This is a genomic window from Commensalibacter sp. ESL0382, from assembly GCF_009725775.1.
GTDB lineage: Bacteria > Pseudomonadota > Alphaproteobacteria > Acetobacterales > Acetobacteraceae > Commensalibacter > Commensalibacter melissae.
Window position 1 is genome coordinate 114,123 of record NZ_WNII01000001.1, and the last position, 22,042, is coordinate 136,164.

Genomic DNA, 22,042 nt, shown 5'->3' on the forward strand with positions numbered 1-22,042 from the left:
GATGGTTATAGATGACTAATACAATAATGGACGCCAATACTGCAGTTGCCCATATTGCTTATCGTGTTAATGAGGTTTGTGCCATATTTCCGATTACGCCCTCATCCCCGATGGCTGAGCATATTGATGAATGGGCGGCAAAGGGAATTAAAAATATTTGGGGAAATATTCCCCTTGTTCAGGAAATGCAAAGTGAGGGTGGTGCTGCAGGAGCAGTACATGGCTCTTTACAAACAGGGGCGTTAACAACAACCTTTACGGCATCACAGGGATTGTTGTTGATGTTGCCAAACATGTTCAAGATCGCTGGTGAATTGACCTCGACGGTTTTTCATGTGGCAGCACGTTCTGTTGCAACTTCTGCCCTGTCAATTTTCGGGGATCATTCTGATGTCATGGCAAGCAGAATGACAGGTTTTGGCATGTGCTGTTCTGCATCAGTCCAGGAAGCCCATGATTTGGCCTTGATTATGCATGCTGTTACATTGGAGGCACGTGTACCTTTCATTCATTTTTTTGATGGTTTTCGTACGTCTCATGAATTAAACACATTGGATATCATATCTGATGAGATTATGGCTAAAATGATCGATGATGAATTTGTCATTGCACATCGTGAACGGGCCCTAAATCCCGAAAAACCCTTTATTAGAGGAACGGCTCATAATCCTGACACATTTTTCCAGGCACGTGAAGCGGTTAATCCATATTACAACCGGGTTATCAAACTTGTTGAAAAATACGTAAAGCGTTTAGGGGATTTAACAGGGCGTTACCATGATCTGATTGAATATGTTGGGGATTCTCGGGCAGAATATGTTATCGTATTGATGGGATCCGCTGCCGAAACTGCTGACAATACAGCTGAAGCCCTCATAAAACAGGGGGAATCTGTTGGTGTTTTAAAAATTCGTCTCTATCGTCCTTTTCCTTCAGAAAAATTTCTCGAATTCCTGCCTACTTCAGTCAAACGAATTGCAGTTATGGATCGCACAAAAGAATCAGGTGCGTTGGGGGAACCTTTATATTTAGATGTGATGGCGACTTTGGCCGAGGCTGTCTCAAGGGGGAAAAGAAGGGATTTGCCCTTGATTATCGGTGGTAGGTATGGTCTTTCATCCAAGGATTTCACCCCTGCAATGGTCAAGGCCGTATTTGATGAGTTAAAGACAGAGAATCCTCGACATGGTTTTACAGTCGGTATCCAGGATGATTTAACCCATAACAGTTTAATTTATGATTCATCCTTTACAATTGATAGTGATCAAATTAAACGCGCCATGTTTTTTGGATTGAGTGCGGATGGAACTGTTGGGGCCAACAAAAATAGCGTGAAAATTATTGCTGAGGATGCAGGGGAATATGCACAAGGGTATTTTGTTTATGATTCTCATAAATCCGGTGCGCAGACCGTGTCCCATTTACGTTTTGGTAAAATTCCGATCAAGGCGGCCTATCTGGTTCAACGTGCCGATTTTGTCGGGTGTCATCATTTTCATTTCCTTTATCGTCAGGATATTCTTGAACATGTGGTGGAAGGTGGAGTTTTTCTGCTGAATGCGCATTATAATGCAGATGAAGTTTGGCAACATTTACCACGTTTGGTACAACAGCGTATTATTGAAAAGAAATTAAGATTTTACGTTGTTAATGCTTCAAAAGTTGCCCAGGAAGTTGGGTTGGGTATGCGTACCAATACGATTTTGCAAACCTGTTTTTTTGTAATTTCGGATATTCTTCCAAGGGATAAAGCGATTGAATATATCAAACATTCGATCAGGAAAACCTATCTTGTAAAAGGTGAGGATGTTGTACAGCAAAATTACAGGGCTGTTGATGCAGCCTGCGATAGCTTACAGCAAGTAAAGGTTCCAGACCGTGTATCAAGCAATATCGATCTTGAATGTCCTATTCCAGCAGATGCACCAGAGTTTGTTCATAAGGTTATTGCTCCTATGTTTGCGGGCAAGGGGGATCAAATTCCAGTAAGCTTGATCCCGGCCGATGGAACTTTTCCTTCTGGAACAGCCGTTTATGAAAAACGTAACGTTTCGGATTTTGTTCCTGAATGGCGAGAGGATTTGTGCGTGCAATGTGGTCAGTGCAGCTATGTTTGTCCACATAGTGTGATACGTTCCAAAACTTACCATGATCGTTATCTGGAAAAAGCACCAGAGGGATTTAAGACGGCACCTTTAAAAGTTAGGGGATATCCAAATATTAATTATACTTTGCAATTTTACGTGGAGGATTGCACAGGGTGTACTTTGTGTGTTGATGTATGTCCAGCGAAAAGTCCTATTGAGCCCGAAACCAGGGCAATCAATATGACAGCAAAGGAATCCCTGCTTGAAAGAGAAAAAAGGAATATTTTGTTTTTTGAAACTTTACCGGTTGATGATCGTAGCAAAGTTAATTTTTCGAATGTACGGGGTGTGCAGTTTCTGGAACCTTTATTTCAGTTTTCTGGTGCCTGTGCCGGATGTGGGGAAACGCCTTACCTGAAATTATTGACCCAGTTGTTTGGAGATCGCTTGCAAGTTGCCAACGCGACTGGTTGTTCATCAATCTATGGTGGCAATCTGCCTGTAACGCCCTGGTCTGTAAATGGAGAAGGACAGGGCCCAGCCTGGTCCAATTCTTTGTTTGAAGATAATGCCGAATTTGGATTGGGTTTTAGGATTGCTGTTGACAAACAGCTAGAAGTGGCCGGTCATTTATTGAAGCGATTGAGGGAAGAGGTCGGTACGGATCTGGCTGATGCGATTTTGAATTCATCACAGAAAGAAGAATCTGAAATTCAGGCCCAACGTTCACGGGTAAAAATGCTGAAGACACGTTTAGCTCGGCTTAACAGTGATGATGCAAAACGTTTATTGGCATTGGCTGATTACTTTATCCGTCGCAGTATCTGGATTGTTGGTGGAGATGGTTGGGCCTATGACATTGGTTATGGTGGTTTGGATCATGTTTTAGCGTCAGGTGAAAATGTCAATATCCTCGTGCTGGATACAGAGATGTATTCCAATACAGGAGGTCAGGCCTCAAAGGCGACACCGTTCGGATCAATTGCCAAATTTGCATCAAAGGGAAAAGAAACAATTCGTAAAGATTTGGCGTTAATGGCCATGACATATGATAATGTCTATGTTGCCCAGGTTGCCCTGGGTTCCAATCCGCAACATACCCTAAAAGCATTTCGCCAGGCCGAAGCTTATGATGGGCCATCGTTGATCATTGCCTACAGCCACTGCATTGGACAGGGAATAGATATGCGCCATGGATTGACCCAACAAAAATTGGCGACAGCATCCGGTTATTGGCCATTATTCCGTTTTGATCCTATGATGCGGAAAATTGGTAAAAATCCTTTCCAACTGGATTCAGCCAGACCACGTATTGCTTTAAAAGAATATGCGGGTAATGAAATCAGATATCGGAATCTAAAACGGATACGTCCGAATGATGCCGAGGAAATTATGGAAAATGCACAAAAGGCAATTGACCGTCGTTATAAACAATATGAGGCCCTGGCATCAATTGAAACGGATGAAGTCAATCCTGTTGTATTGGGATTAAAACATTGAGACTAAATTAAAATATGTGATTGATGACACTCCTTGACGATTGTGGTCAAGGGGTGTTTTTATATTTTGACAATTATATATCGTCATATTTTTATCAATTTGTGAATATAATATTTTTCCAATTGATTATTAGAAAATCAAAAATGGCTTTTTGGATGGTTTTAAAACATTTTAATACAGTTGGAAAGTGTCAATCTTGAATAAAACAACTCCAGCAATTCGGTTGTTAATTTCGGATATTGATGGAACATTGATACCAAACAATAAAATTGTCACAAATGAAACCATTCATGCTGTTCATAAAATGAAACAGGCAGGGATTGGATTGTCCCTGGTAAGTAGCAGGCCTGCCTTGGGTATGCGTTTGTATTTGGAGCAATTGAAAATAGAGTTGCCTTTTGCCGCATTGAATGGCGGAGAAATTCTTGATGTAAAAGGAAATATCTTTTCCAGAATTTGCATGAATCCTGTCCTGATTCTCGATATATGCAATATGCTCCAGAAGCATAAAATTGAAATATGGCTTTATAGTAGTCTTGAATGGTTTGTATTTACTACTGAAAGCGCCTTTGTGGAGCATGAACAAAAAGCCTTGCAATTGCAGCCGAAAATTATTCAAAACATTCAAGATCATGTAACGGATACAATAAAAATCATGGGTATTTCCCAGGATACTGTTTTACTTGATAATCTAGCACAACAGATAAAACGACGTCATGGCCGGAAGTTTCCGCAGTTCATTCTTCAAAAAATTATCTGGATATCTCTCATTTAAAGGCAAATAAAGGATTTGCAGCTCAGAAAATAGCGGAATTACTTAAAATTCCGTTAAGTAAAACGGCCTGTATAGGGGATATGGATAATGATATTCCGATGCTGAAAATTGCAGGAATGCCGATTGTTATGGGACAATCAAGTCAAAGGGTAAAACAATATGCTCATCATATTGCACGTACGAATGAGGAAAATGGATGGGCTTATGCTGTTAATCAATTTTTACTTTAATTTAAATGAAAATATTTTAAGTTGTGAAATAATGGATTAATTTTGTAACCTGAATTGTTGAATCCCGGGAAGGGGTACATAAAAATTATAAAGAACGAGTTATCTATGACAGACAATATGGAAAAAGGGCATAATGCGAAAACCGGATATGTTCTTGTCTTACCCGATGCAAATGCACAGGCTAATTACCTGGCTGATATCATTTTGCACCAGATTGAGGAAAAAAAGGATGCGGTTTTCAGGATAGCGTTATCAGGAGGATCCACACCTAAAAAATTATATGAATTATTAGGGGGAGAAACTTACAGTCATCGATTGCCTTGGGAACGGTTGCATCTGTTTTTCGGTGATGAAAGAATGGTGCCCTATACGGATGAAGCCAGCAATTTTCGTATGGTTACCGAGGCTTTGCTTAATCATGTGAATATTCCATTTAGGAATGTTCATCCGATGCCTGTTTTAGAAGATGTGGAAAAAGCTGCGCGATTATATGAAGAAAATTTACAGCACGAATATGGATCAAGGGTATTGAAGAATGGGGAACCCTTATTTGATATCGTTTTATTGGGACTGGGAACAGATGGTCATACGGCTTCACTTTTTCCTGATACAGCTGTTTTGGAGGAAAAACAGAAGTGGGTTTCTTGGTGTCAACCAAAAGACGCCCCTCATAGAAGAATGACATTGACCTATCCAGCAATTGCTTCCAGCCGTTTGGTTATATTTGTAGTGAGTGGAGAAAACAAGGTTAAGATTTTCCGTGAGGTAAGGGAAGAGAATGCAATATATCCTTCTTCAAAAATTGAAACGGAAGGAGAGGTTCACTGGATTTTGGATAAAGCGGCCGGTGGTGAATAAAAGCGGTCGGTAATTGGATAACGAAAGAATACTAGATAGAGATGGATGCACAACAAATCGTTAAATATAAAGAGCAGCTTGGAAAAATAGGGGCTTCATTAGTTTCGCAAGGGATGAAAGTTGGATTGGGAAGTGGGAGTACCGCGGCATGTGTTATCCGATCTTTAGGCAAGCGGTGGCAAGAGGAAGGTTTGCGTTTTGAAGGTGTGCCTTCCTCGATTGCGTCGGCCAAGCTGGCCGAATCTTACGGAATTGAACTGACAACATTGGGGGAATGTCCAGAATTGGATATTGCCATTGATGGGGCAGATGAGGTTACGCATCAAGGATTACAGTTAATTAAGGGGTTGGGTGGCGCTTTATTACGAGAAAAAATTGTTCGCTATGCAGCCAAAAAATTTGTTATAGTCGTTGATGAACGTAAATTAGTCGATAAGCTTGGTGAGCATACACCTGTTCCAGTTGAGGTTACCCCTTTCGGTTGGGAAGCCACAATGAAACATTTGGAAAAAATTGGAGCATCAATAAAAGTTCGGGTCAAGAATGATCATCCTGATTTTTTCCTGACGGATGGTGGGAACATGATTCTCGATTGTGATTTTGGAATTATTGACGATCCTGTGCGACTAGAGAAAGATATCATTTCGATTGCTGGGGTTATCGAAAGCGGTTTATTTATTAATTGTACGGATGAAGCTTTAGTCGCGGGCTATAACGGGATTCAGCATTTATATAAGTAAAGGAACACATCAATGTCTTTGTCCACGAATGATAATGTACAGATTAGGCCTTGTTTATTGGTGATAATGGGTGTTTCGGGATGTGGAAAAACGACATTGGCAAAAGGTTTGGATCAGTATCTTGACTGGCCTTTTCAGGAAGGGGACTCTTTTCATTCACAACATAATATCCAGAAAATGTCAGAAGGCAAACCCCTAACAGATAGCGATCGTTGGCCATGGCTGGAAAAATGTCATGCATGGTTGGAGGCATGTGCGGAAGAACATGGTGGGAAAGGGGTGTTAACATGTTCTGCCCTAAAAAGATCCTATCGTGATTTTTTGCGCAAGGGCATTGGGAAACCTTTCTATTTTGTAAATTTAAAAGTTCCATATGATGTTCTCCTTCATCGTATTGAAAAACGTGAAGGGCATTTTATGCCCGCAAGTTTACTGGATACACAGCTGAAAAGCTTTGAACCGCTCCAGGTGGATGAACCTCATATAGAAATTGACATGTCCCATCCGCTTGAAACGGTTATTCGAGATACACTAATAAAATTACAGCAACTTTAGTTAAAAGCTGGCAGTCAGGGCGATATTAAAAGAACGACCCAGACCAGGCAGGGCACGCAATTCGTTTGTTGTGATTAAATCCCCTAAGGACATTCCCCCCAAAGGAAGATAATATTTTTTGTTGGCAATATTTTCTATGCTTGCGTCTAGGCGAAGCATACGCCATGTATAACTCCCCCCGATATTGAACAAAACATACCCAGGTGTTTTCGGTTCACGACGCATAGGGTCAATCTGACTTTTTGTATTGACGAAATTTGCCTCGATCCTGCCAGCCCATGGACCAAAATATTCATTAAGGCTTAACGTTCCATTTAATGGCATCATGTGATAAAGGCTGTTGTGATTGGTTCGATCTTGACCCATAACCCAGTTGATATTTCCTTTCAATATGCCTTGACCATATTTCTTATTGTTCCATAATTTATAGGATTCAGCTGTGTTAATTCCATAGATTTGGGCGTTATGATTGTCAAACTGCAATTTTGAGACAGTTGTATTTTGACGTGTTCGCATACTCCCAAGGTAATTAACGTTGATGTAATGGTGAATATAGGTATAGAAGGGTTGAACCTTGACCTCCCATATATCCTGGTGTGGATCGTGAAAGTCAAAGGTTGTGCTGACGGTATTGCCTACTTCCGGTTTGAGGTTGAGATTGCCGATATAACCATTTCCATCACCAAACCAGCCAATCATGCGCATGGCCATTGGAGATGTGCCCCATGTATAACGTTCATATAAATTTGGAGAACGGCTTTTCCGGGCATACCCACCTTCCCAGGTAAAGGATTTATTGACTGTCCATCGTGCCATGGCTGTAACATCAAAATTGGTATCGGTATGGCCACGGTTTGCAGTATTGAAATTATGAATGGCTTTCCGTTCCTCGGCATTCATTCCATTGATGCCCTGGTATCCAGATATTCTCCCTGTATTCATCATGACCAGATCATTTCGAAAACCGAGAATGGTTGTGACTTTTGGGGTCCATTGGGCTTCCCATTCAGCAAAATTTCCCAATCGATCCCGATGGCCATTATTGATATTGTGATAGGTATGAGGTCCCATCATCATGTTTTTTTGTAGGGGGGGCCACCAGTCATTTAAACCTGAATGATCGAAAGAGCTGCCAATCCGTAACGTGTTATGATTATCTATGAATACCGTTGCCTTAACATTATATCCAGCTGTACGACCATCAATGTTCATGGGCATTCCTTTCGTGGCGGAATGGCCGCCTTTATTGCTGAGCATATTCATGGCATGGGTGACACGTTGCCAATAGCCTCTTGCTTCAATTGTTCCCCAATCGAAGTCACCCTTATATTTTCCATTGACAAAAATGGAGCGATTATTGGTCATATCCATATATTGATTGGGAAAACCTTCATAGGGTGTGTCAGATTGTCCATAGGTCAAAGAGAATAAATGGTTATCCTTTTTATAACCTAGGGTCACATCATGATTGAATGTTTTATAAGCAGAAGAATACACTTTTCCACCTCCGCTGCCTGCATGATAATTGCGGGATTGAGACCATGACCCGTTATAGCGGAGACTTAAATGTTTATTGGCAACAGTAATGTTTCCTGCCGTTCCTACGCCTGAACCATTACTATGATAAAAGCTTGAGACTTCTCCTTTGATGAGAATTTTTTTGTTTTTTTCTGCAAAAAGAGGATCTTTTCGTTGGATATCAATTGATCCGGCCAGGCTGTCCCCTCCCATACTTACGGGTGTGATACCGGCCATGATTTTGGCTGTTGCAACATCATGGGGATTAAGATAGGAAATGGCAGGATTCATATGGTTTGGACAATCCCCATTGATACGCATACCATCAATGAACGTGGCCACCCGATCATCCGCCATTCCGTTAATTACGGGTAAAGAGGCAATACGACCCGCACCATATTGGCTGATACCCATTTGATTTTTGAAAAGATCCATTGGGTTTGGACTGTTATTCACAATATCCTTTAATTTATCCTTTTTTAAAAAAATTGAATTGGGTGGATTTGTGGAAAAGTCTGGGATGTCTTCTGATTCAATATGTATTTCTGGAACTGGTGCAGTGGTATTGGTTCTTGAAAGAGAGGTTTTATTTTGTGTAATGTTTTTTTGTGCTTTTCCATTATAGGGGTAAAGAGAACATAATAATAAAAAAAGGTAAAATTTACATGTACAATGCCATCGATAAGACATAGATTAACCTGATATAATAATGACAAAGGAATAATTTGGTCATAATATCTGTATGACCATTAGAACTATCAGTGTTAATAAAGGGGTGGTGCACGGGGTAGCTGCGTATTCAAGGGTAATATCGGGGGAGGTTGAGCCTGATAAACCTTGCGCTTCAAAAAAAGATGAATAATTGTCAATTGGGGAAAGATAAGTAATAAATTTAACAAGGGGCTTGGAACAGCCAATCCATTACAGAGGGGACAAACAAAGATTCCATGATGTTGTTGATTGTGTTGGGAGTGTTGATCCGTTTTCTTGCTTATCTTAGAGTGGGAGAAAGTGGCAGTGTCACACATCGTCATTGACATGGATGCATGCTGATTTTGCATCATTGGACAATGCCAAAGCGAGGTAAATGTAAAAGGTAAAAGAATTAAATGACTTATAAACAGAAACAGGACAATAATAACAGAATATAAAGATACAGGATAAGAATCTTTATTTTTTTTTACCCATATATTTGTTGTAGAGGATAAAATCATTAATGCCTTGGTCAAGTATTGAAGATCATCATTATTTATTTGATTAAAATTATGGACAAAGTCAAATTTCTTTTTAGTATTCGAATGTTTTGTTTTATAGATAGAATAGAATAAAGGCTCTTTACCTCTAATATATTTGAGCAAATATGGCATCAAGGATTATGAAACAGGAACCTATCTGTCCTTCTCTGAATCAGAAAACGATTTTATCATCATTTCCAAAAAGGACGTTGGTTTTTTCTGAACATGTCAATTCAGTAGGGATAGAGCTTGCCTGTACGGTTGCTGTTCTATTTAATATAATTGTTTTCCTGCTAATGTTTTTTTGTTTACATGTAAAGAAAGAAGTTTTCCCACTCTCTTCAATGGTTGTGGTTCAATTTCAAGAAGGGATGAAATCTCTTTCCTCATTGGATGCAATTGCAGAAAATAAAACGGATGATCTGAAGGCAGTAACCATCCCCGTGGCCAGAAGTCCTGTCAATGCTTTGCCGGCCATGAACGCATTGCAAAAAATTTCAGTGCCAACCATTCAGGATCAATCGAGTAATCGCAACATTTCCAAAAATAAAATGGCTGCTCAATCAGCAATGGGACAGCAGAAAAGGCAGGATAGGGGAATGGAACAAAAAGCCAAATCATCAATACCTTTAGTTAGCCACAATTTTCCATTGCAACGCTGCTCATCACCAAAAAGCACTTATCCCTTGGCTGCCCGTAGAAGACATGAACAGGGTGTTGCAAAGGTTGCATTGCAAATTTTGTCAAATGGACAGGTTGGTCAGGTAAAAATTGTTGAGACAAGTGGTTTTGTTGATTTGGATCGGGCTGCAATCGAGGCAGTCCAACAAATAAAATGCAGTGCACTGAAAGATAATGATACGCTTGTTCAGACAACAACCACGGTTCATTTTGAGTTAAGACACAACTAAAAATATATAAGTAGTATTCATGTATAATTGAATAATATTTATGATCGGTTCAGCCGATATATATGTTTTTATATTATATAGTTTATTTGATTATTGCCATTTTATTTTTAAAATTGAAACAGGTTTAAATTAAAAATACTTTTTCGGGAAGATTATCTGAAGTAAGAATATATCAAGAAAGAAAATTCTATCAATGCCTGTTTGGGGTTTATGGATTGATTATTTTCAAACTGTTGGAACCAGAAGACTATAATAAATTTTAACCTAAATTGAGTCATGAAATTCAATTTTATAGATATAATCTTTACTTTGAAACTGTTTGTTTGGTTTATAAAATTCTGGGTTTTAATATTTAATTGAATAAATTAATTTTTGTATCAGAAGAGTGATCATAGATGGAGATGATAAAAACGAAGGCTGCTGTTGCATGGAGAGCCAATCAGCCCCTTTCAATTGAGACAGTTGATTTAATGCCGCCACAAAAAGGGGAAGTTTTAATAAAGATAATTGCAACCAGCGTATGTCATACAGATGCATACACGCTTTCAGGAAAAGATCCTGAAGGTATATTTCCTGCAATATTGGGTCATGAAGGGGCGGGAATTATACAGGCTGTTGGTGAAGGGGTAACAAGTGTTTCTGTTGGTGATCATGTTATACCCTTATATACTCCGGAATGTGGAACATGTGAATATTGTCGTTCTGGTAAAACCAATCTCTGTCAGGCTATTCGTGTCACTCAAGGTCAAGGGTTGATGCCTGATGGTACGAACCGTTTTTTTAAAGACGGCGAACCTATCTATCATTATATGGGAACATCTACATTTTCCGAATATACGGTTGTTCCGGAGATTTCCGTAGCAAAGATCAGTAAACAGGCCCTTTGGAAAAAGTATGTTTATTGGGTTGTGGAATCACAACTGGTATGGGAGCTGTAAAAAATACGGCAAAAGTACAAAAAGGTGATAGTGTTGCAGTTTTTGGGTTGGGTGCGATTGGCTTGTCGGTCATTATGGGAGCCCATATGGCGGGTGCAGGTCGCATTGTCGCAATTGATATTGATTCAGAAAAATTTAAATTGGCTAGGAAGTTAGGTGCTACCGATTTTATAAATCCTAAAGATTATTCCGCCTCAATACAGGAAGTTGTAATTGAAAAAACAAAAGGTGGAGTAGATTTTTCATTTGAATGTATAGGAAACGTTCAGGTAATGCGTTCTGCTCTTGAATGTTGTCACAAAGGTTGGGGAGAATCTGTTATCATTGGTGTTGCCGGGGCAGGTGAGGAAATTTCCACCCGTCCTTTTCAGTTGGTGACCGGCCGCGTATGGCGAGGATCCGCATTTGGTGGGGTTAAGGGGCGTTCACAATTGCCTGTTATTGTAAATGATTATCTGCAAGGCAAATTTGTTTTGGAGGATTTTATAACACAAGACTTGGCATTTGATGAGATTAATAGGGCTTTTGATTTATTGCATCAGGGAAAGGCTATTCGAACTGTTTTACATTACTAGTTTCAGATAGGTTTGACAGGAAATATTATGAAATATGTTGAATTGGAAACTCATCAATCTTTTGGTGGACAGCAAAAACGGTTTAGACACTGGTCAGTCACACTGGGCTGCGAAATGAGTTATTCAGTTTACTTGCCACTTGATTACAGGAATACAACTTTACCTATATTATACTGGCTTTCCGGTTTAACTTGTAATGACCAGAATTTTGTGACTAAGGCAGGGGCGCAAAAATATGCTGCAGAATTGGGAATTATACTGGTTGTCCCTGATACAAGTCCCCGAGGTGATATAATTCCTGACGCGCCTTCTTATGATCTGGGACAGGGAGCGAGTTTTTATGTTAATGCGACACAAGAACCCTGGAAACAAAATTATCAAATGTTTGATTATATTTCCATTGAGCTTCCCAAATTGATCAAGCGACAATTTAAATCGAATGGCAAGCAATCTATTGCTGGACATTCAATGGGTGGTCATGGTGCTTTGATGTTTGCCCTAAAACATCCTGGTCGATTTTGTTCGGTTTCGGCTTTTGCACCAATTGTTAATCCAATGCAGGTGCCGTTTGGGCGTAAGGCATTTTGTCATTATCTTGGAGATAGCAAGGAAACTTGGCAAGTCTATGATAGCTGTTTTCTAATGGAGCATTATATTGATCAACCCTTTCCTATATTGATTGATCAGGGAACAACGGATGAATTTTTATTAAAACAGTTACAACCAGAAATTTTGGAAACTGTTGCCCTCAAAAAGAATTGGCCGTTTCAATTGCGATGGCAGAAAGGTTATGACCACAGCTATTTTTTTGTTTCAAGTTTTATTCGTGATCATTTGTTATTTCATTATAGATATTTAAAGTAAATATATGTGAATAATCATATCAAGAATTTATGCAGTTTCACGCTTTTTGAAATGAGGACAGTTTGTATAAACTATATTTAATGGATTATTGATTCAAGGGTCTCTACAATCTGATGCGTTTCTGTTCCTGTTTGAATGGAGGTTCTATATTTTCCCTCTGGATCCATGAGAATGAACTGATCATAAGGTTCAACAAGACTTATATCACTATTGATTGGCGCTTTTTTGATGGAAACATGATAAAGAATTGAAATATCACGAAGCGCCAGTTCACCACCGGTCAGGGCTATAATTTTATCATTATAGGCCTTCATACTTAACATCAGACGGCTGGGTGTATCATAGTTAGAATCAAAGGATATGAAAATTGGAACAAGTTGAGATGCTTTATTCTCTAAATGGTTAATGATCTCACCCATTTTTATAAGATCCTTACGACATTGATTATGCGGGCAACGTGTTGCACCGAAATACATCAACATCCATTTCCCTCTGAATATTCCGTCATTGACGATACTTCCTGCAGGGCTGATAAGTTGAAAACCCCCTCCGATTACATTGGAATTTTCAGGCGCAACGGCTGTATGATTGGCAGTGAATTTAATCCCGAGGAACATCATGCCAATAATGAAAGCGATAAATAGGAATGAAATAATCCAAATAGATTTTTTTTGATTCTGTGGCATGGTTTAATGTGCTTCTGCCCAGTTTTTACCTATTCCAGCCTCAACAACAAGGGGAATGGAAAGATTAACAGTGTTTTCCATTGTTTGCTTTACAAGATTAACGAATGTTTCAGCATAATCTGTTCGCACTTCAAAAAGCAACTCGTCATGAACTTGTAATAACATGCTTACGGGGAGTTTTTTTTCTGTGATGATTTTGTCCATATCCCGCATTGCGCATTTTATAATGTCGGCGGCGCCCCCCTGAATAGGAGCATTTATGGCTTGGCGTTCGGCATAAGCCTTTTGTAGACCTTTGCTATTTTTAATTCCAGCAATCCAGCATTTTCTGCCAAAAGGTGTTAGAACAAATCCCTTTTCCTTTGCCTCTTCCTGGGTATTTTGCATATATGCCCTTATTTCAGGGTAACGTTTAAAATAGGTCTCAATATATTGTTTGGCATCAGATGATGAAACATTCAGTTGTTTGGCTAACCCAAAGGCACTAATTCCATAAATAATACCAAAATTGATGGCTTTGGCCTGTCGACGCAGCAAAGGTTGCATTTCATTGATTGGAACGTCAAAGACCTCTGAGGCAGTACGGGCATGAATATCCTCATTATGAATAAAGGATTCTTTTAATTGGGGAATATTTGCAACATGTGCAAGAAGCCTCAATTCTATTTGTGAATAATCTGCGGAAACAAGAACATGGCCAGGCTTGGCAATAAATGCTTCCCTGATTTTTCCACCCTCTTCTGTTCGAATAGGTATATTTTGTAAATTGGGATCATTGGAAGACAAACGTCCCGTAACGGTTCCAACCATATTAAAGCTGGTATGTACACGTTTTGTTTCCGGGTTTATTTCCTTAACCAAGGCATCCGTATAGGTGGATTTAAGTTTCGCCAATTGTCGCCAAGCCAGCAGTTTTTCAGCAATCTCGTAACCCTGATCGCTAAGTTCCTGTAATACCTTGACATCTGTTCCCCATGTACCAGATTTCATACGTTTTCCACCAGGCAACTTCATCTGGTCAAAAAGGATCTCCCCAAGCTGTTTTGGTGAGGCCAAATTGAATTCTTCACCGGAAACATGATAGATTTCTTTTTCTTTTTCTGACATTTTTTCGGTGAAAGTAGTAGAAAGCTTTTGAAGAAGGGAAGCGTCAATCATAATTCCATTCTGTTCCATCCTGGTCAGGATTGGAATTAGGGGGCGTTCTATTTCTTCATAAAGACCTAGAACATGTGCGGTTCTTAATTGAGGTCGCAATATTTCCCATAAACGCAAAGTGACATCTGCATCTTCACCTGCATAGGTTGTTGCCTCTTCAATTGAAACTTGCGCAAAAGGGATACGTTTACGACCGGTTCCGGTTAATGCATCATAAGATATTGTTTGATGATTCAAATAGCGTTTTGCCAGCTCATCCATTCCATGTCTGTGCTCTCCCGCCGCCAGGTTGTAAGAAATAATCATTGTGTCATCATAGGGGGCAGGTTGCGGAAACCCGTTATGTTCCAAGACAAGAAAATCATACTTAGCATTATGAAAAATCTTGAGGATGGAAGGATCTGTCAGAATGGGGCCAAGATACTGAATGACATTTTTTAATGAAATTTGTTCTGGTTTTAATAATTCTCCATCTATTTGATGATTGATGGGAATATAACAGGCTTTACCCGGGGCTACAGCTATGGAAATCCCGATTAGATTTGCCTGTAATGCATTAAGGTTGTCGGTTTCAGTATCCACGGCACAAAAATGGGTTGTTTGAATTCGGTGAATCCATTCCTGTAATTGCGTGTTATTGAGAATGGTCTCATACTGATGATACGGGGCGGCAAGAACCGCTTTGTTTGGTTCGGGACCGGTCTGTGTTTCCTGTCTGCGAGATGTATGAGGAATGTCGCCTGTATTATGAGAATTTTTTGTCCAGCGATTTAATATGGAGCGGAATCCATGTTTTTGAAGCCATGCGGTAACTTTTTCAGGATCAGCCTTGCAACAATTTAACTGATCAATCGGGGTGGGTAGAGGAATATCATCTTTTAGCTGAACAAGTTGGTATGAAATTCGTGCATTTTCCTTGTTGGTTTCAAGATTATCGCGCCGTTTGGAGGGCTTCATCGTAGGAATGGCAGCAAGGATATCCTCCAACTGTCCATATTCATGAATTAAAGCGGCTGCCGTTTTGGGACCTATGCCAGGAACTCCAGGGACATTATCTACCGGGTCTCCCATCAATGCTTGTAAGGAAATCATATCTGTTGGGGACACACCAAATTTAGCTTGTACCTCTTCAATCTTGATGATTTTTTCCTTGATGGGATCCTGCATTTGAATATGTTCGTTGATTAATTGCATCAGATCCTTATCGGAAGAAATAATTGTACATTTGCCCCCATCTGCCACGATTGCTTTTGCGTAACTTGCAATAAGATCATCAGCTTCCCATCCTGCCATTTCAATTGTTGGTAATCCCAGAATTTCAGAGGCTTCCCGAACAAGTGAAAACTGGGGAACAAGCTCTTCAGGAGGAGGGGGTCTATGTGCTTTATAAGCTGGATAAATTTCATTCCTGAAGGTTTTTCTTCCTGCATCAAAAATTACAGCCATATGACTGGCCACACGATCACGGATTAGTTTTATCATCATGTTAGTAAAACCATAAACCGCGTTGACAGGTGTTCCTGATGGATCAGTCATTAAGGGAATGGCATGAAAAGCGCGAAAAATAAACCCGGATCCATCAATGAGGATTAAGTGTTTTTGATTTGATGCAGAAGATGAAGTCATGAAAGATGTTAATTTGATTCAGATGGTTTATAGACAAATGATTTTGAGCAATAAGGACAGGTTGCCTGTCCGTTTTTTAGTTTTAGAAAAACCCGTGGATGACCGAACAGTGTATGATTACCCTCACAAGCAACGGTTTGGGAGGACGTATAAATGGTTTCAATAGGTTTCGTCGGTAAGGTTGTTGTAGAATCTTTTTCTAAATTCATGAATATACCCTTGTTAAGTGGTTCAGAACTTGTCATTTATAAAAATAAAATTTATCTTGGACAAATATGTTTTTCTTAAACCGTTTAAGTTCTGTCTATTTACATAAAGCTTGCTATTTTTTTCTGATCGGAATTTATTTCCTGACCCAACATTGTAATATAGCCTATGCAGAAGTTAAAGTGAATAGTTCTGTTTTGAATACATCCTCTATCGGTTCTGATCCCTATGCACGTTATAAAAAGCTGATTCCTCCTGATTTGTGGTGGGAAATGTCGGATCATGCCCGTATTCCCGTGCGTATATGGCGGGCAATACAACAAAAGGCAATTATCCTGGCTTTACATGGATTTAATGATAGTCGCGATGCGTGGGAAGATTCAGCAGATCATTTTGTTAAGTCAGGTGTAACTTTATATTCCCCGGATCAGAGAGGATTTGGACAAGCACCGTTAAGAGGGAATTGGGCGGGTAGCCGTCGGATGATTGACGATATTATTGAGGAAATATCATTTTTAAAAACTCGATATCCCGATACACCCTTGTATGTGATGGGAGAGAGTATGGGGGGGGCTGTCGCCATGTGTTTGGCCTCACGTCCCAATGTTCCAAAAGTCGATGGTTATATTTTACTGGCCCCAGCCGTGTGGGGTCATAAACAGCTGGGACTGGTTGCCGATGTTATCTTGCGCATGATCAATACGATCGCCCCGAATTGGCGGTTAAGTGGAAAAAGCGCCCCGGTAACCATCAGGGCAAGTGATAATGATGAATCCCTGTTACGTTTGTATTTTGATCCGTTATCATTGCACAAAGCCCGTGTAAAGGCATTGTATGGGTTGGTCAATTTGATGAGCAAGGCTGCAAAGGCGGCTCCTTATATTCATTCTCCAATCCTTGTAATGTATGGTGATATGGATCAGCTCATCCCTGATTCTTCAATGAAAAAGGTCTGGCGACAATTTCCTTCTTGGGTAAGAAAGGATTATATTCCTGGAGGATATCATTTATTGTTGCGTGGTAGAAATAGAAACATTGTGGTGCAGGATATACTGAGCTGGATTTTTAGTCCGGATCAGTTTTTGCCATCAGGTGGAGATATTTCAACCTCCACATGGTTATCGATTGAGGGAAAGGAAAAAATACCGGTTTATTTGCCAAGCCAGGTTGATAATTTTATTAAAAAATAAAAGTCTCTATATCTTATGGGTGATAGTGCAATAACAGCTTGCCGGCTAGCCTTGGAGGAGAACAGCTCCAGCAGTCCGATTGGTGGCCGTATCTACCAAAATGGCTGCACCCACATCTTTTGCCTGGTTATAGGGTAAAACCGGAATTGGCTGTTGCAAGGTTAGGGAAACTTGTCCAATACTGTTTTTCTGTAAATCCTTGGCAGGTTCTTTTTCCAGATTATGTATATTTAGATGATTATGAATCGATGAGATTTTCGCCTTGATCCAGCGGTGACCATGTTTCAACCAATAAAGTCTTCCAATAATCAAAGGTTCGTCATCCAACCATGCCAGGGTGGCTTGGACCTCTTTTTGTAATGGAGATATGGAAGGAGAGGTTATCCAGTCCCCTCGGGAAATGTCTATTTCCCGGTCAAGAATTAATCCAACGGATTTACCCGCTTCAGCACAGGGTATTTCGTTTTGTAGTGCATCGGCAAAAATCTTAGCAATTTTTGCTTTTAGTCCAGAAGGTTGCACAATAATTTCATTTTCTGGCTTGACAGTTCCTGCCGCTATTTTCCCCCAAAAAATTCTTTGACCATGTTGGGTGGGGCTGGATTGGGTTTCAGATAGTTTTTGTACATATTGGACAGGGAAATATAAAGGACATTTGACAATATGTTGTTGGGAGGGAAGTTCGGTCAAGGCGTCTAAAAGACAGGGACCGTGATAGACATTTTCACATAAGCGATATCTTTCGTTATCAGCTATAGTGGAGATGATATTATAACCTTTTAATGCTGAAATGGGTATGATGTGCGTAACAGGTATATTTGCTTCCTGAGTGAATTTTTTCAGTGCTTTTTTAATATGCACAAAGGCAATATCGGGATTTTTGACAGCATCAAGTTTATTGATGGCGAAAAGCAGCGAAGGGACTTTTAATAGGTTGGCAAGTAATGTGTGTCGACGGGTTTGAGGCAATAAGTCAACATTTTCCATCTCCCAGTTTAATTTTGTCGCATCGACCAAAATGACGGCAGCGTCACTATTGCTGGCGGCGGTTACCATGTTTCTTGTGTATTGTTCATGACCTGGTGCGTCCGCGATAATGAATTTACGAGTTGGTGTGGTAAAATAACGGTATGCCACATCGATTGTAATACCTTGTTCTCGTTCAGCTTGTAATCCATCTGTAAGCCGGGCGAGATCATAGGAACGGTCTGTCGAAAACTGTTGTTGTATACCAGATAGTTGATCGGCAAGAATTGCCTTGCTATCGAGTAATAAACGGCCGATTAATGTGCTTTTGCCATCGTCAACGTTTCCGGCGGTCAGGAATTTTAATGTATGATGTGAATGAGAGGTTGAATTTACGGGAGAAGATATCATGATGCATTCCTTAAGAAATAAAAACGGGGATAGAGAGATCAGAAATAACCTTCCAGTTTACGTTTTTCCATTGAGGCTTCTGAGGTCTGGTCATCCATACGGGTTGCACCACGTTCACTGATCGTGACGGTAGCTGTTTCCCTGACAATATCGCGTGCTGTTTTTGCATTGCTTTCAATAGGGCAAGTACAGGTCATGTCACCGACCGTGCGAAAGCGGACAGTTTTGGTAAGAATTTCTTCATCTTGTTTAGGCTGTGTCACCTCTGTTACAGGAACAAGCAACCCTTTGCGGGGAATGACTTGCCGTTGATGAGCGTAGTAAAGGCTGGGTAATGGAATATTTTCCTGTTCGATATAACGCCATACATCATATTCCGTCCAGTTAGAGATTGGAAAAACACGGAAATTTTCACCCGGATGAATTCTGGTATTGAATATGTTCCATAATTCTGGCCGTTGATCTTTGGGTTGCCATTGGCCAAAAGAATCCCGGTGTGAAAAAATTCTTTCCTTGGCACGGGCCTTTTCTTCGTCACGGCGGGCCCCTCCAATTAATGCATCAAAACCAAATTCCTCTATAGCCTCCAACAATGTTACTGATTGATGGGGATTACGGCTTTCCAAAGGATGAGATAGCCTCACCGTACCTCGTTTCATTGATTCTTCTACTGATCGAATAATTAAATTTGCCTTTAATTCTTTTGCTCTCTGATCACGAAACTGGATGACTTCTGGAAAATTATGTCCTGTATCGATCATAAGAAGCGGAAAGGGGAAGCGTCCCTGCCCAAAGGCTTTTTCAGCCAGCCTTAATAAAATACATGAATCCTTGCCGCCAGAAAATAACAGGGCTGGTTTTTCGAAGGAACCAGCCACTTCACGCATAATGAATATGGCCTCTTCTTCCAGATCATTTAAGGCAGGGTTCGAGGATGATATGAGAAAATTCATGATAAAATGACCATAATTAAAATATGTTAAGACTGATGAGAGTTGAGAGAAATGGGTGCACTCACATGAAGACCACATTCTTTCGCTTCATCATGTTCCCACCACCAGCGTCCAGCTCTGAAATCTTCACCAAGAGTGATGGCGCGAGTGCATGGTTCACAGCCAATACTGACAAAAAAATGATCATGAAGCGTATTGTAGGGAACGCGATATGTTTTAACGTAGTGCCATACATCTCCATTTGTCCAGTCAAGTAAAGGGTTAAGCTTTACTTCAGGTTGATCATTCCCTTTGTTTTCAGGTTCAACTGCTTGAAGATTGGCTCGGAAATTTGATTGTTCCTTGCGTAATCCTGTAATCCAACCTTTATAGTTCCGTAAAAGGTCGGTCAGGGGGACCAGTTTTCTGATTTGACAACATTCTTTACGAAGCTCAGTTGATCGATAAATCGCTTTTTCACCATTTTTTTGAACATAATTCTGGACTGTTCTTTTGTTTGGATAGTAGCTTTTTATTTTTATACTATAATGAATTTCAACTTGTCTTTTTAAGGCTAGCGTTTGAGGATGCAGTTTTAGTGTATCCAGCATGGAAACCTGAATGGGTAAATCAAGCTGATGGATAAGATCTGTGATTACCATATCCTCCACCCCTAAACTGGTTGCCTGAACCAATGGTGAATAATCCCGATTTATTTTTTGCAGGAATGATCTTGTTTGTTCGAGCTTCTGTTCATATTGCTCGCTTGGATGTTTGGAATAGAATTCAAGTGGTGTCATCGTAAACTGTTACCTAAGTTGATATAATAATTCTGTTATTAGGAATTTGAAAAAGATGCGGTTAGAAATTCTGGTGTTAATGACTAAACAGGATAATCTGCAATAGGGGGCTGATCCATGATAAAACTATTCCTCAAATTACTTTAATTAACTGTAAAATATAGAATATTTTCAATTTAAGCAATATAATTTGTATTATTTAAGTAAATAAAGTCAATTAATAACTATAAAATATTGTACATTTTATTTGTAATTTATTGATTTATATATAAAATTTATAATTTCCTTGTATATATTCATATTTCAAAATCTAAAATTGGCTTAAAATAAATAATTTGGCCTTTTTTTAGATTATGAATTTTTGGAATTGTTTTTGGAATTTGGGCTTCAATGTGAGAGGTGCATTGTTGAGGTTTTAAAACTAGTTTCATTAAAGCACCAAGGGGTCGTATATCGATGACTTCTGCTGGATAGTATCCTATAGGGGATATATCGTTAATTTGTATATCAATTTCATAGGGGCGAAAATTAAAGCTTTTTTCCCCAATACGTAAATTATTCGAATCGCCCAAAAAATTATAGACAAAATCATTGGCCGGATTATTGAGGATTTCAATCGGGGAGCCAATTTGTTCAATGATACCCCTATTCATGATGACAACACGATCAGCAATTTCCATGGCCTCTTCCTGATCATGCGTTACAAAAAGGGTTGTCAGTTGAATTTCTTGATGAAACCGGGTTAGCCAACGTCGTAATTCTCTTCGGACCTTTGTATCAAGAGCGGAAAAAGGTTCATCCAGTAATAGAATTTTGGGATTTATGGCTAGGGTACGTGCCAGGGCAATTCTTTGGCATTGTCCGCCGGAGAGTTCATGTGGATAATGATTGGCCACATGTTCAAGTTGTACCATTTCCAGAAGAAATTGAGCTTTTTTCGTGATCTCTTTGGGGGAAAGCCGTACTTTTTTTGGTTTAATGCGTAGACCAAACGCAATATTGTCAATAACTTTCATATGTGGGAATAAAGCGAAATTCTGGAATACATACCCAATATGTCGATTACGAATATCTTCCTTGCTTATATCCTGGTTTTCAAAAAAGATGTGTCCCGAGGTGGGCAATTCCAATCCTGCAATAATTCGTAACAGGCTTGTTTTTCCACATCCCGATGGTCCTAGGAGTGCAACAAGCTCACCTTTTTCAATGGTGAGGTTTATATCATTGAGTGCATGATAATGATTGAACCATTTATTGAGATGAGATATCTGAATACCCAT

General features: G+C 39.7%; 16 protein-coding genes and 2 pseudogenes. 9 read left to right on the forward strand and 9 right to left on the reverse strand.

Features of this window, described 5'->3' with window-relative positions; genetic code table 11:
* Positions 1-11 precede the first annotated feature (11 nt).
* From nifJ to GM552_RS00550, 5 genes and pseudogenes are all read left to right on the forward strand, one after another.
* Entirely contained in the window at positions 12-3,587 is a 3,576-nt protein-coding gene (gene nifJ / locus GM552_RS00525; RefSeq protein WP_230882713.1) for a pyruvate:ferredoxin (flavodoxin) oxidoreductase, read from the forward strand.
* A 187-nt stretch (positions 3,588-3,774) separates the two neighbouring features.
* Positions 3,775-4,592, forward strand: a pseudogene (locus tag GM552_RS08905) (Cof-type HAD-IIB family hydrolase).
* Between the two features lie 105 nt (positions 4,593-4,697).
* Positions 4,698-5,450 (forward strand): 6-phosphogluconolactonase, encoded by a 753-nt coding sequence (pgl, locus tag GM552_RS00540; RefSeq protein ID WP_155564813.1) that lies wholly within the window; start codon positions 4,698-4,700, stop codon positions 5,448-5,450.
* Positions 5,451-5,491: 41 nt separating this feature from the next.
* On the forward strand, positions 5,492-6,190 hold the full coding sequence (rpiA, locus tag GM552_RS00545; RefSeq protein WP_110439287.1) for a ribose-5-phosphate isomerase RpiA: 699 nt from the start codon (positions 5,492-5,494) through the stop codon (positions 6,188-6,190).
* A 12-nt stretch (positions 6,191-6,202) separates the two neighbouring features.
* Positions 6,203-6,745 carry a gluconokinase gene (locus GM552_RS00550; protein WP_155564814.1) on the forward strand — a complete coding sequence of 181 codons (543 nt, stop codon included), beginning with the start codon at positions 6,203-6,205 and terminating at the stop codon, positions 6,743-6,745.
* Here the strand turns inward: GM552_RS00550 and GM552_RS00555 are convergent, their stop codons facing one another.
* Together GM552_RS00555 and GM552_RS00560 are read right to left on the reverse strand one after the other, a co-directional pair.
* Positions 6,746-8,953, reverse strand: coding sequence for a TonB-dependent receptor (locus GM552_RS00555; protein ID WP_155564815.1), 2,208 nt, complete (start codon positions 8,951-8,953; stop codon positions 6,746-6,748). It lies immediately after the preceding gene.
* 74 nt (positions 8,954-9,027) lie between these two features.
* The gene (locus tag GM552_RS00560) at positions 9,028-9,477 is read right to left on the reverse strand and encodes a DUF2946 family protein (RefSeq protein ID WP_196424070.1); all 450 of its coding nucleotides are present in this window, start codon (positions 9,475-9,477) and stop codon (positions 9,028-9,030) included.
* Positions 9,478-9,638: 161 nt separating this feature from the next.
* Here GM552_RS00560 and GM552_RS00565 point away from each other — a divergent pair, with 161 nt between their 5' ends.
* From GM552_RS00565 to fghA, 3 genes and pseudogenes are all read left to right on the forward strand, one after another.
* Positions 9,639-10,409, forward strand: a complete 771-nt coding sequence (locus tag GM552_RS00565; RefSeq protein WP_196424809.1) for an energy transducer TonB — start codon at positions 9,639-9,641, stop codon at positions 10,407-10,409.
* Between the two features lie 401 nt (positions 10,410-10,810).
* Positions 10,811-11,922 (forward strand): annotated as a pseudogene (locus GM552_RS00570) (S-(hydroxymethyl)glutathione dehydrogenase/class III alcohol dehydrogenase).
* Between the two features lie 27 nt (positions 11,923-11,949).
* Complete coding sequence (gene fghA / locus GM552_RS00575; RefSeq protein ID WP_155564818.1) at positions 11,950-12,786, forward strand: S-formylglutathione hydrolase; 837 nt, start codon at positions 11,950-11,952, stop codon at positions 12,784-12,786.
* Between the two features lie 77 nt (positions 12,787-12,863).
* Here fghA and GM552_RS00580 read toward each other — a convergent pair whose 3' ends face one another.
* The 3 genes from GM552_RS00580 to GM552_RS00590 are packed head-to-tail and all read right to left on the reverse strand — an operon-like array spanning position 12,864 to position 16,465.
* Positions 12,864-13,472, reverse strand: a complete 609-nt coding sequence (locus GM552_RS00580; RefSeq protein WP_155564819.1) for an SCO family protein — start codon at positions 13,470-13,472, stop codon at positions 12,864-12,866.
* Between the two features lie 3 nt (positions 13,473-13,475).
* Entirely contained in the window at positions 13,476-16,256 is a 2,781-nt protein-coding gene (polA, locus tag GM552_RS00585) for a DNA polymerase I (RefSeq protein WP_155564820.1), read from the reverse strand.
* A gap of 8 nt (positions 16,257-16,264) precedes the next feature.
* Positions 16,265-16,465, reverse strand: a complete 201-nt coding sequence (locus GM552_RS00590; protein ID WP_155564821.1) for a zinc-finger domain-containing protein — start codon at positions 16,463-16,465, stop codon at positions 16,265-16,267.
* Between the two features lie 66 nt (positions 16,466-16,531).
* Here GM552_RS00590 and GM552_RS00595 point away from each other — a divergent pair, with 66 nt between their 5' ends.
* The gene (locus tag GM552_RS00595) at positions 16,532-17,653 is read left to right on the forward strand and encodes an alpha/beta fold hydrolase (RefSeq protein WP_122122853.1); all 1,122 of its coding nucleotides are present in this window, start codon (positions 16,532-16,534) and stop codon (positions 17,651-17,653) included.
* A 45-nt stretch (positions 17,654-17,698) separates the two neighbouring features.
* On the opposite strand, the gene GM552_RS00600 is transcribed toward GM552_RS00595, so the two are convergent.
* From GM552_RS00600 to GM552_RS00615, 4 genes are all read right to left on the reverse strand, one after another.
* The gene (locus GM552_RS00600; protein WP_155564822.1) at positions 17,699-19,030 is read right to left on the reverse strand and encodes a sulfate adenylyltransferase subunit 1; all 1,332 of its coding nucleotides are present in this window, start codon (positions 19,028-19,030) and stop codon (positions 17,699-17,701) included.
* A 38-nt stretch (positions 19,031-19,068) separates the two neighbouring features.
* Complete coding sequence (gene cysD, locus GM552_RS00605) at positions 19,069-19,983, reverse strand: sulfate adenylyltransferase subunit CysD (RefSeq protein WP_110439299.1); 915 nt, start codon at positions 19,981-19,983, stop codon at positions 19,069-19,071.
* Positions 19,984-20,009: 26 nt separating this feature from the next.
* A complete protein-coding gene (locus GM552_RS00610; RefSeq protein WP_155564823.1) occupies positions 20,010-20,762 on the reverse strand; it encodes a phosphoadenylyl-sulfate reductase in 753 nt (250 codons plus the stop codon).
* A gap of 296 nt (positions 20,763-21,058) precedes the next feature.
* Positions 21,059-22,042, reverse strand: a complete 984-nt coding sequence (locus GM552_RS00615) for a sulfate/molybdate ABC transporter ATP-binding protein (RefSeq protein ID WP_155564824.1) — start codon at positions 22,040-22,042, stop codon at positions 21,059-21,061.

Excerpts from the sequence above, each read along its gene's own strand:
- nifJ (WP_230882713.1), top strand. The coding sequence starts at position 12 with ATGACTAATACAATAATGGACGCCAATACTGCAGTTGCCCATATTGCT.
- pgl (WP_155564813.1), top strand. The coding sequence starts at position 4,698 with ATGACAGACAATATGGAAAAAGGGCATAATGCGAAAACCGGATATGTT.
- rpiA (WP_110439287.1), top strand. The coding sequence starts at position 5,492 with ATGGATGCACAACAAATCGTTAAATATAAAGAGCAGCTTGGAAAAATA.
- GM552_RS00550 (WP_155564814.1), top strand. The coding sequence starts at position 6,203 with ATGTCTTTGTCCACGAATGATAATGTACAGATTAGGCCTTGTTTATTG.
- GM552_RS00555 (WP_155564815.1), bottom strand. The coding sequence starts at position 8,953 with ATGTCTTATCGATGGCATTGTACATGTAAATTTTACCTTTTTTTATTA.
- GM552_RS00560 (WP_196424070.1), bottom strand. The coding sequence starts at position 9,477 with ATGATTTTATCCTCTACAACAAATATATGGGTAAAAAAAAATAAAGAT.
- GM552_RS00565 (WP_196424809.1), top strand. The coding sequence starts at position 9,639 with ATGAAACAGGAACCTATCTGTCCTTCTCTGAATCAGAAAACGATTTTA.
- fghA (WP_155564818.1), top strand. The coding sequence starts at position 11,950 with ATGAAATATGTTGAATTGGAAACTCATCAATCTTTTGGTGGACAGCAA.
- GM552_RS00580 (WP_155564819.1), bottom strand. The coding sequence starts at position 13,472 with ATGCCACAGAATCAAAAAAAATCTATTTGGATTATTTCATTCCTATTT.
- polA (WP_155564820.1), bottom strand. The coding sequence starts at position 16,256 with ATGACTTCATCTTCTGCATCAAATCAAAAACACTTAATCCTCATTGAT.
- GM552_RS00590 (WP_155564821.1), bottom strand. The coding sequence starts at position 16,465 with ATGAATTTAGAAAAAGATTCTACAACAACCTTACCGACGAAACCTATT.
- GM552_RS00595 (WP_122122853.1), top strand. The coding sequence starts at position 16,532 with ATGTTTTTCTTAAACCGTTTAAGTTCTGTCTATTTACATAAAGCTTGC.
- GM552_RS00600 (WP_155564822.1), bottom strand. The coding sequence starts at position 19,030 with ATGATATCTTCTCCCGTAAATTCAACCTCTCATTCACATCATACATTA.
- cysD (WP_110439299.1), bottom strand. The coding sequence starts at position 19,983 with ATGAATTTTCTCATATCATCCTCGAACCCTGCCTTAAATGATCTGGAA.
- GM552_RS00610 (WP_155564823.1), bottom strand. The coding sequence starts at position 20,762 with ATGACACCACTTGAATTCTATTCCAAACATCCAAGCGAGCAATATGAA.
- GM552_RS00615 (WP_155564824.1), bottom strand. The coding sequence starts at position 22,042 with ATGGGTATTCAGATATCTCATCTCAATAAATGGTTCAATCATTATCAT.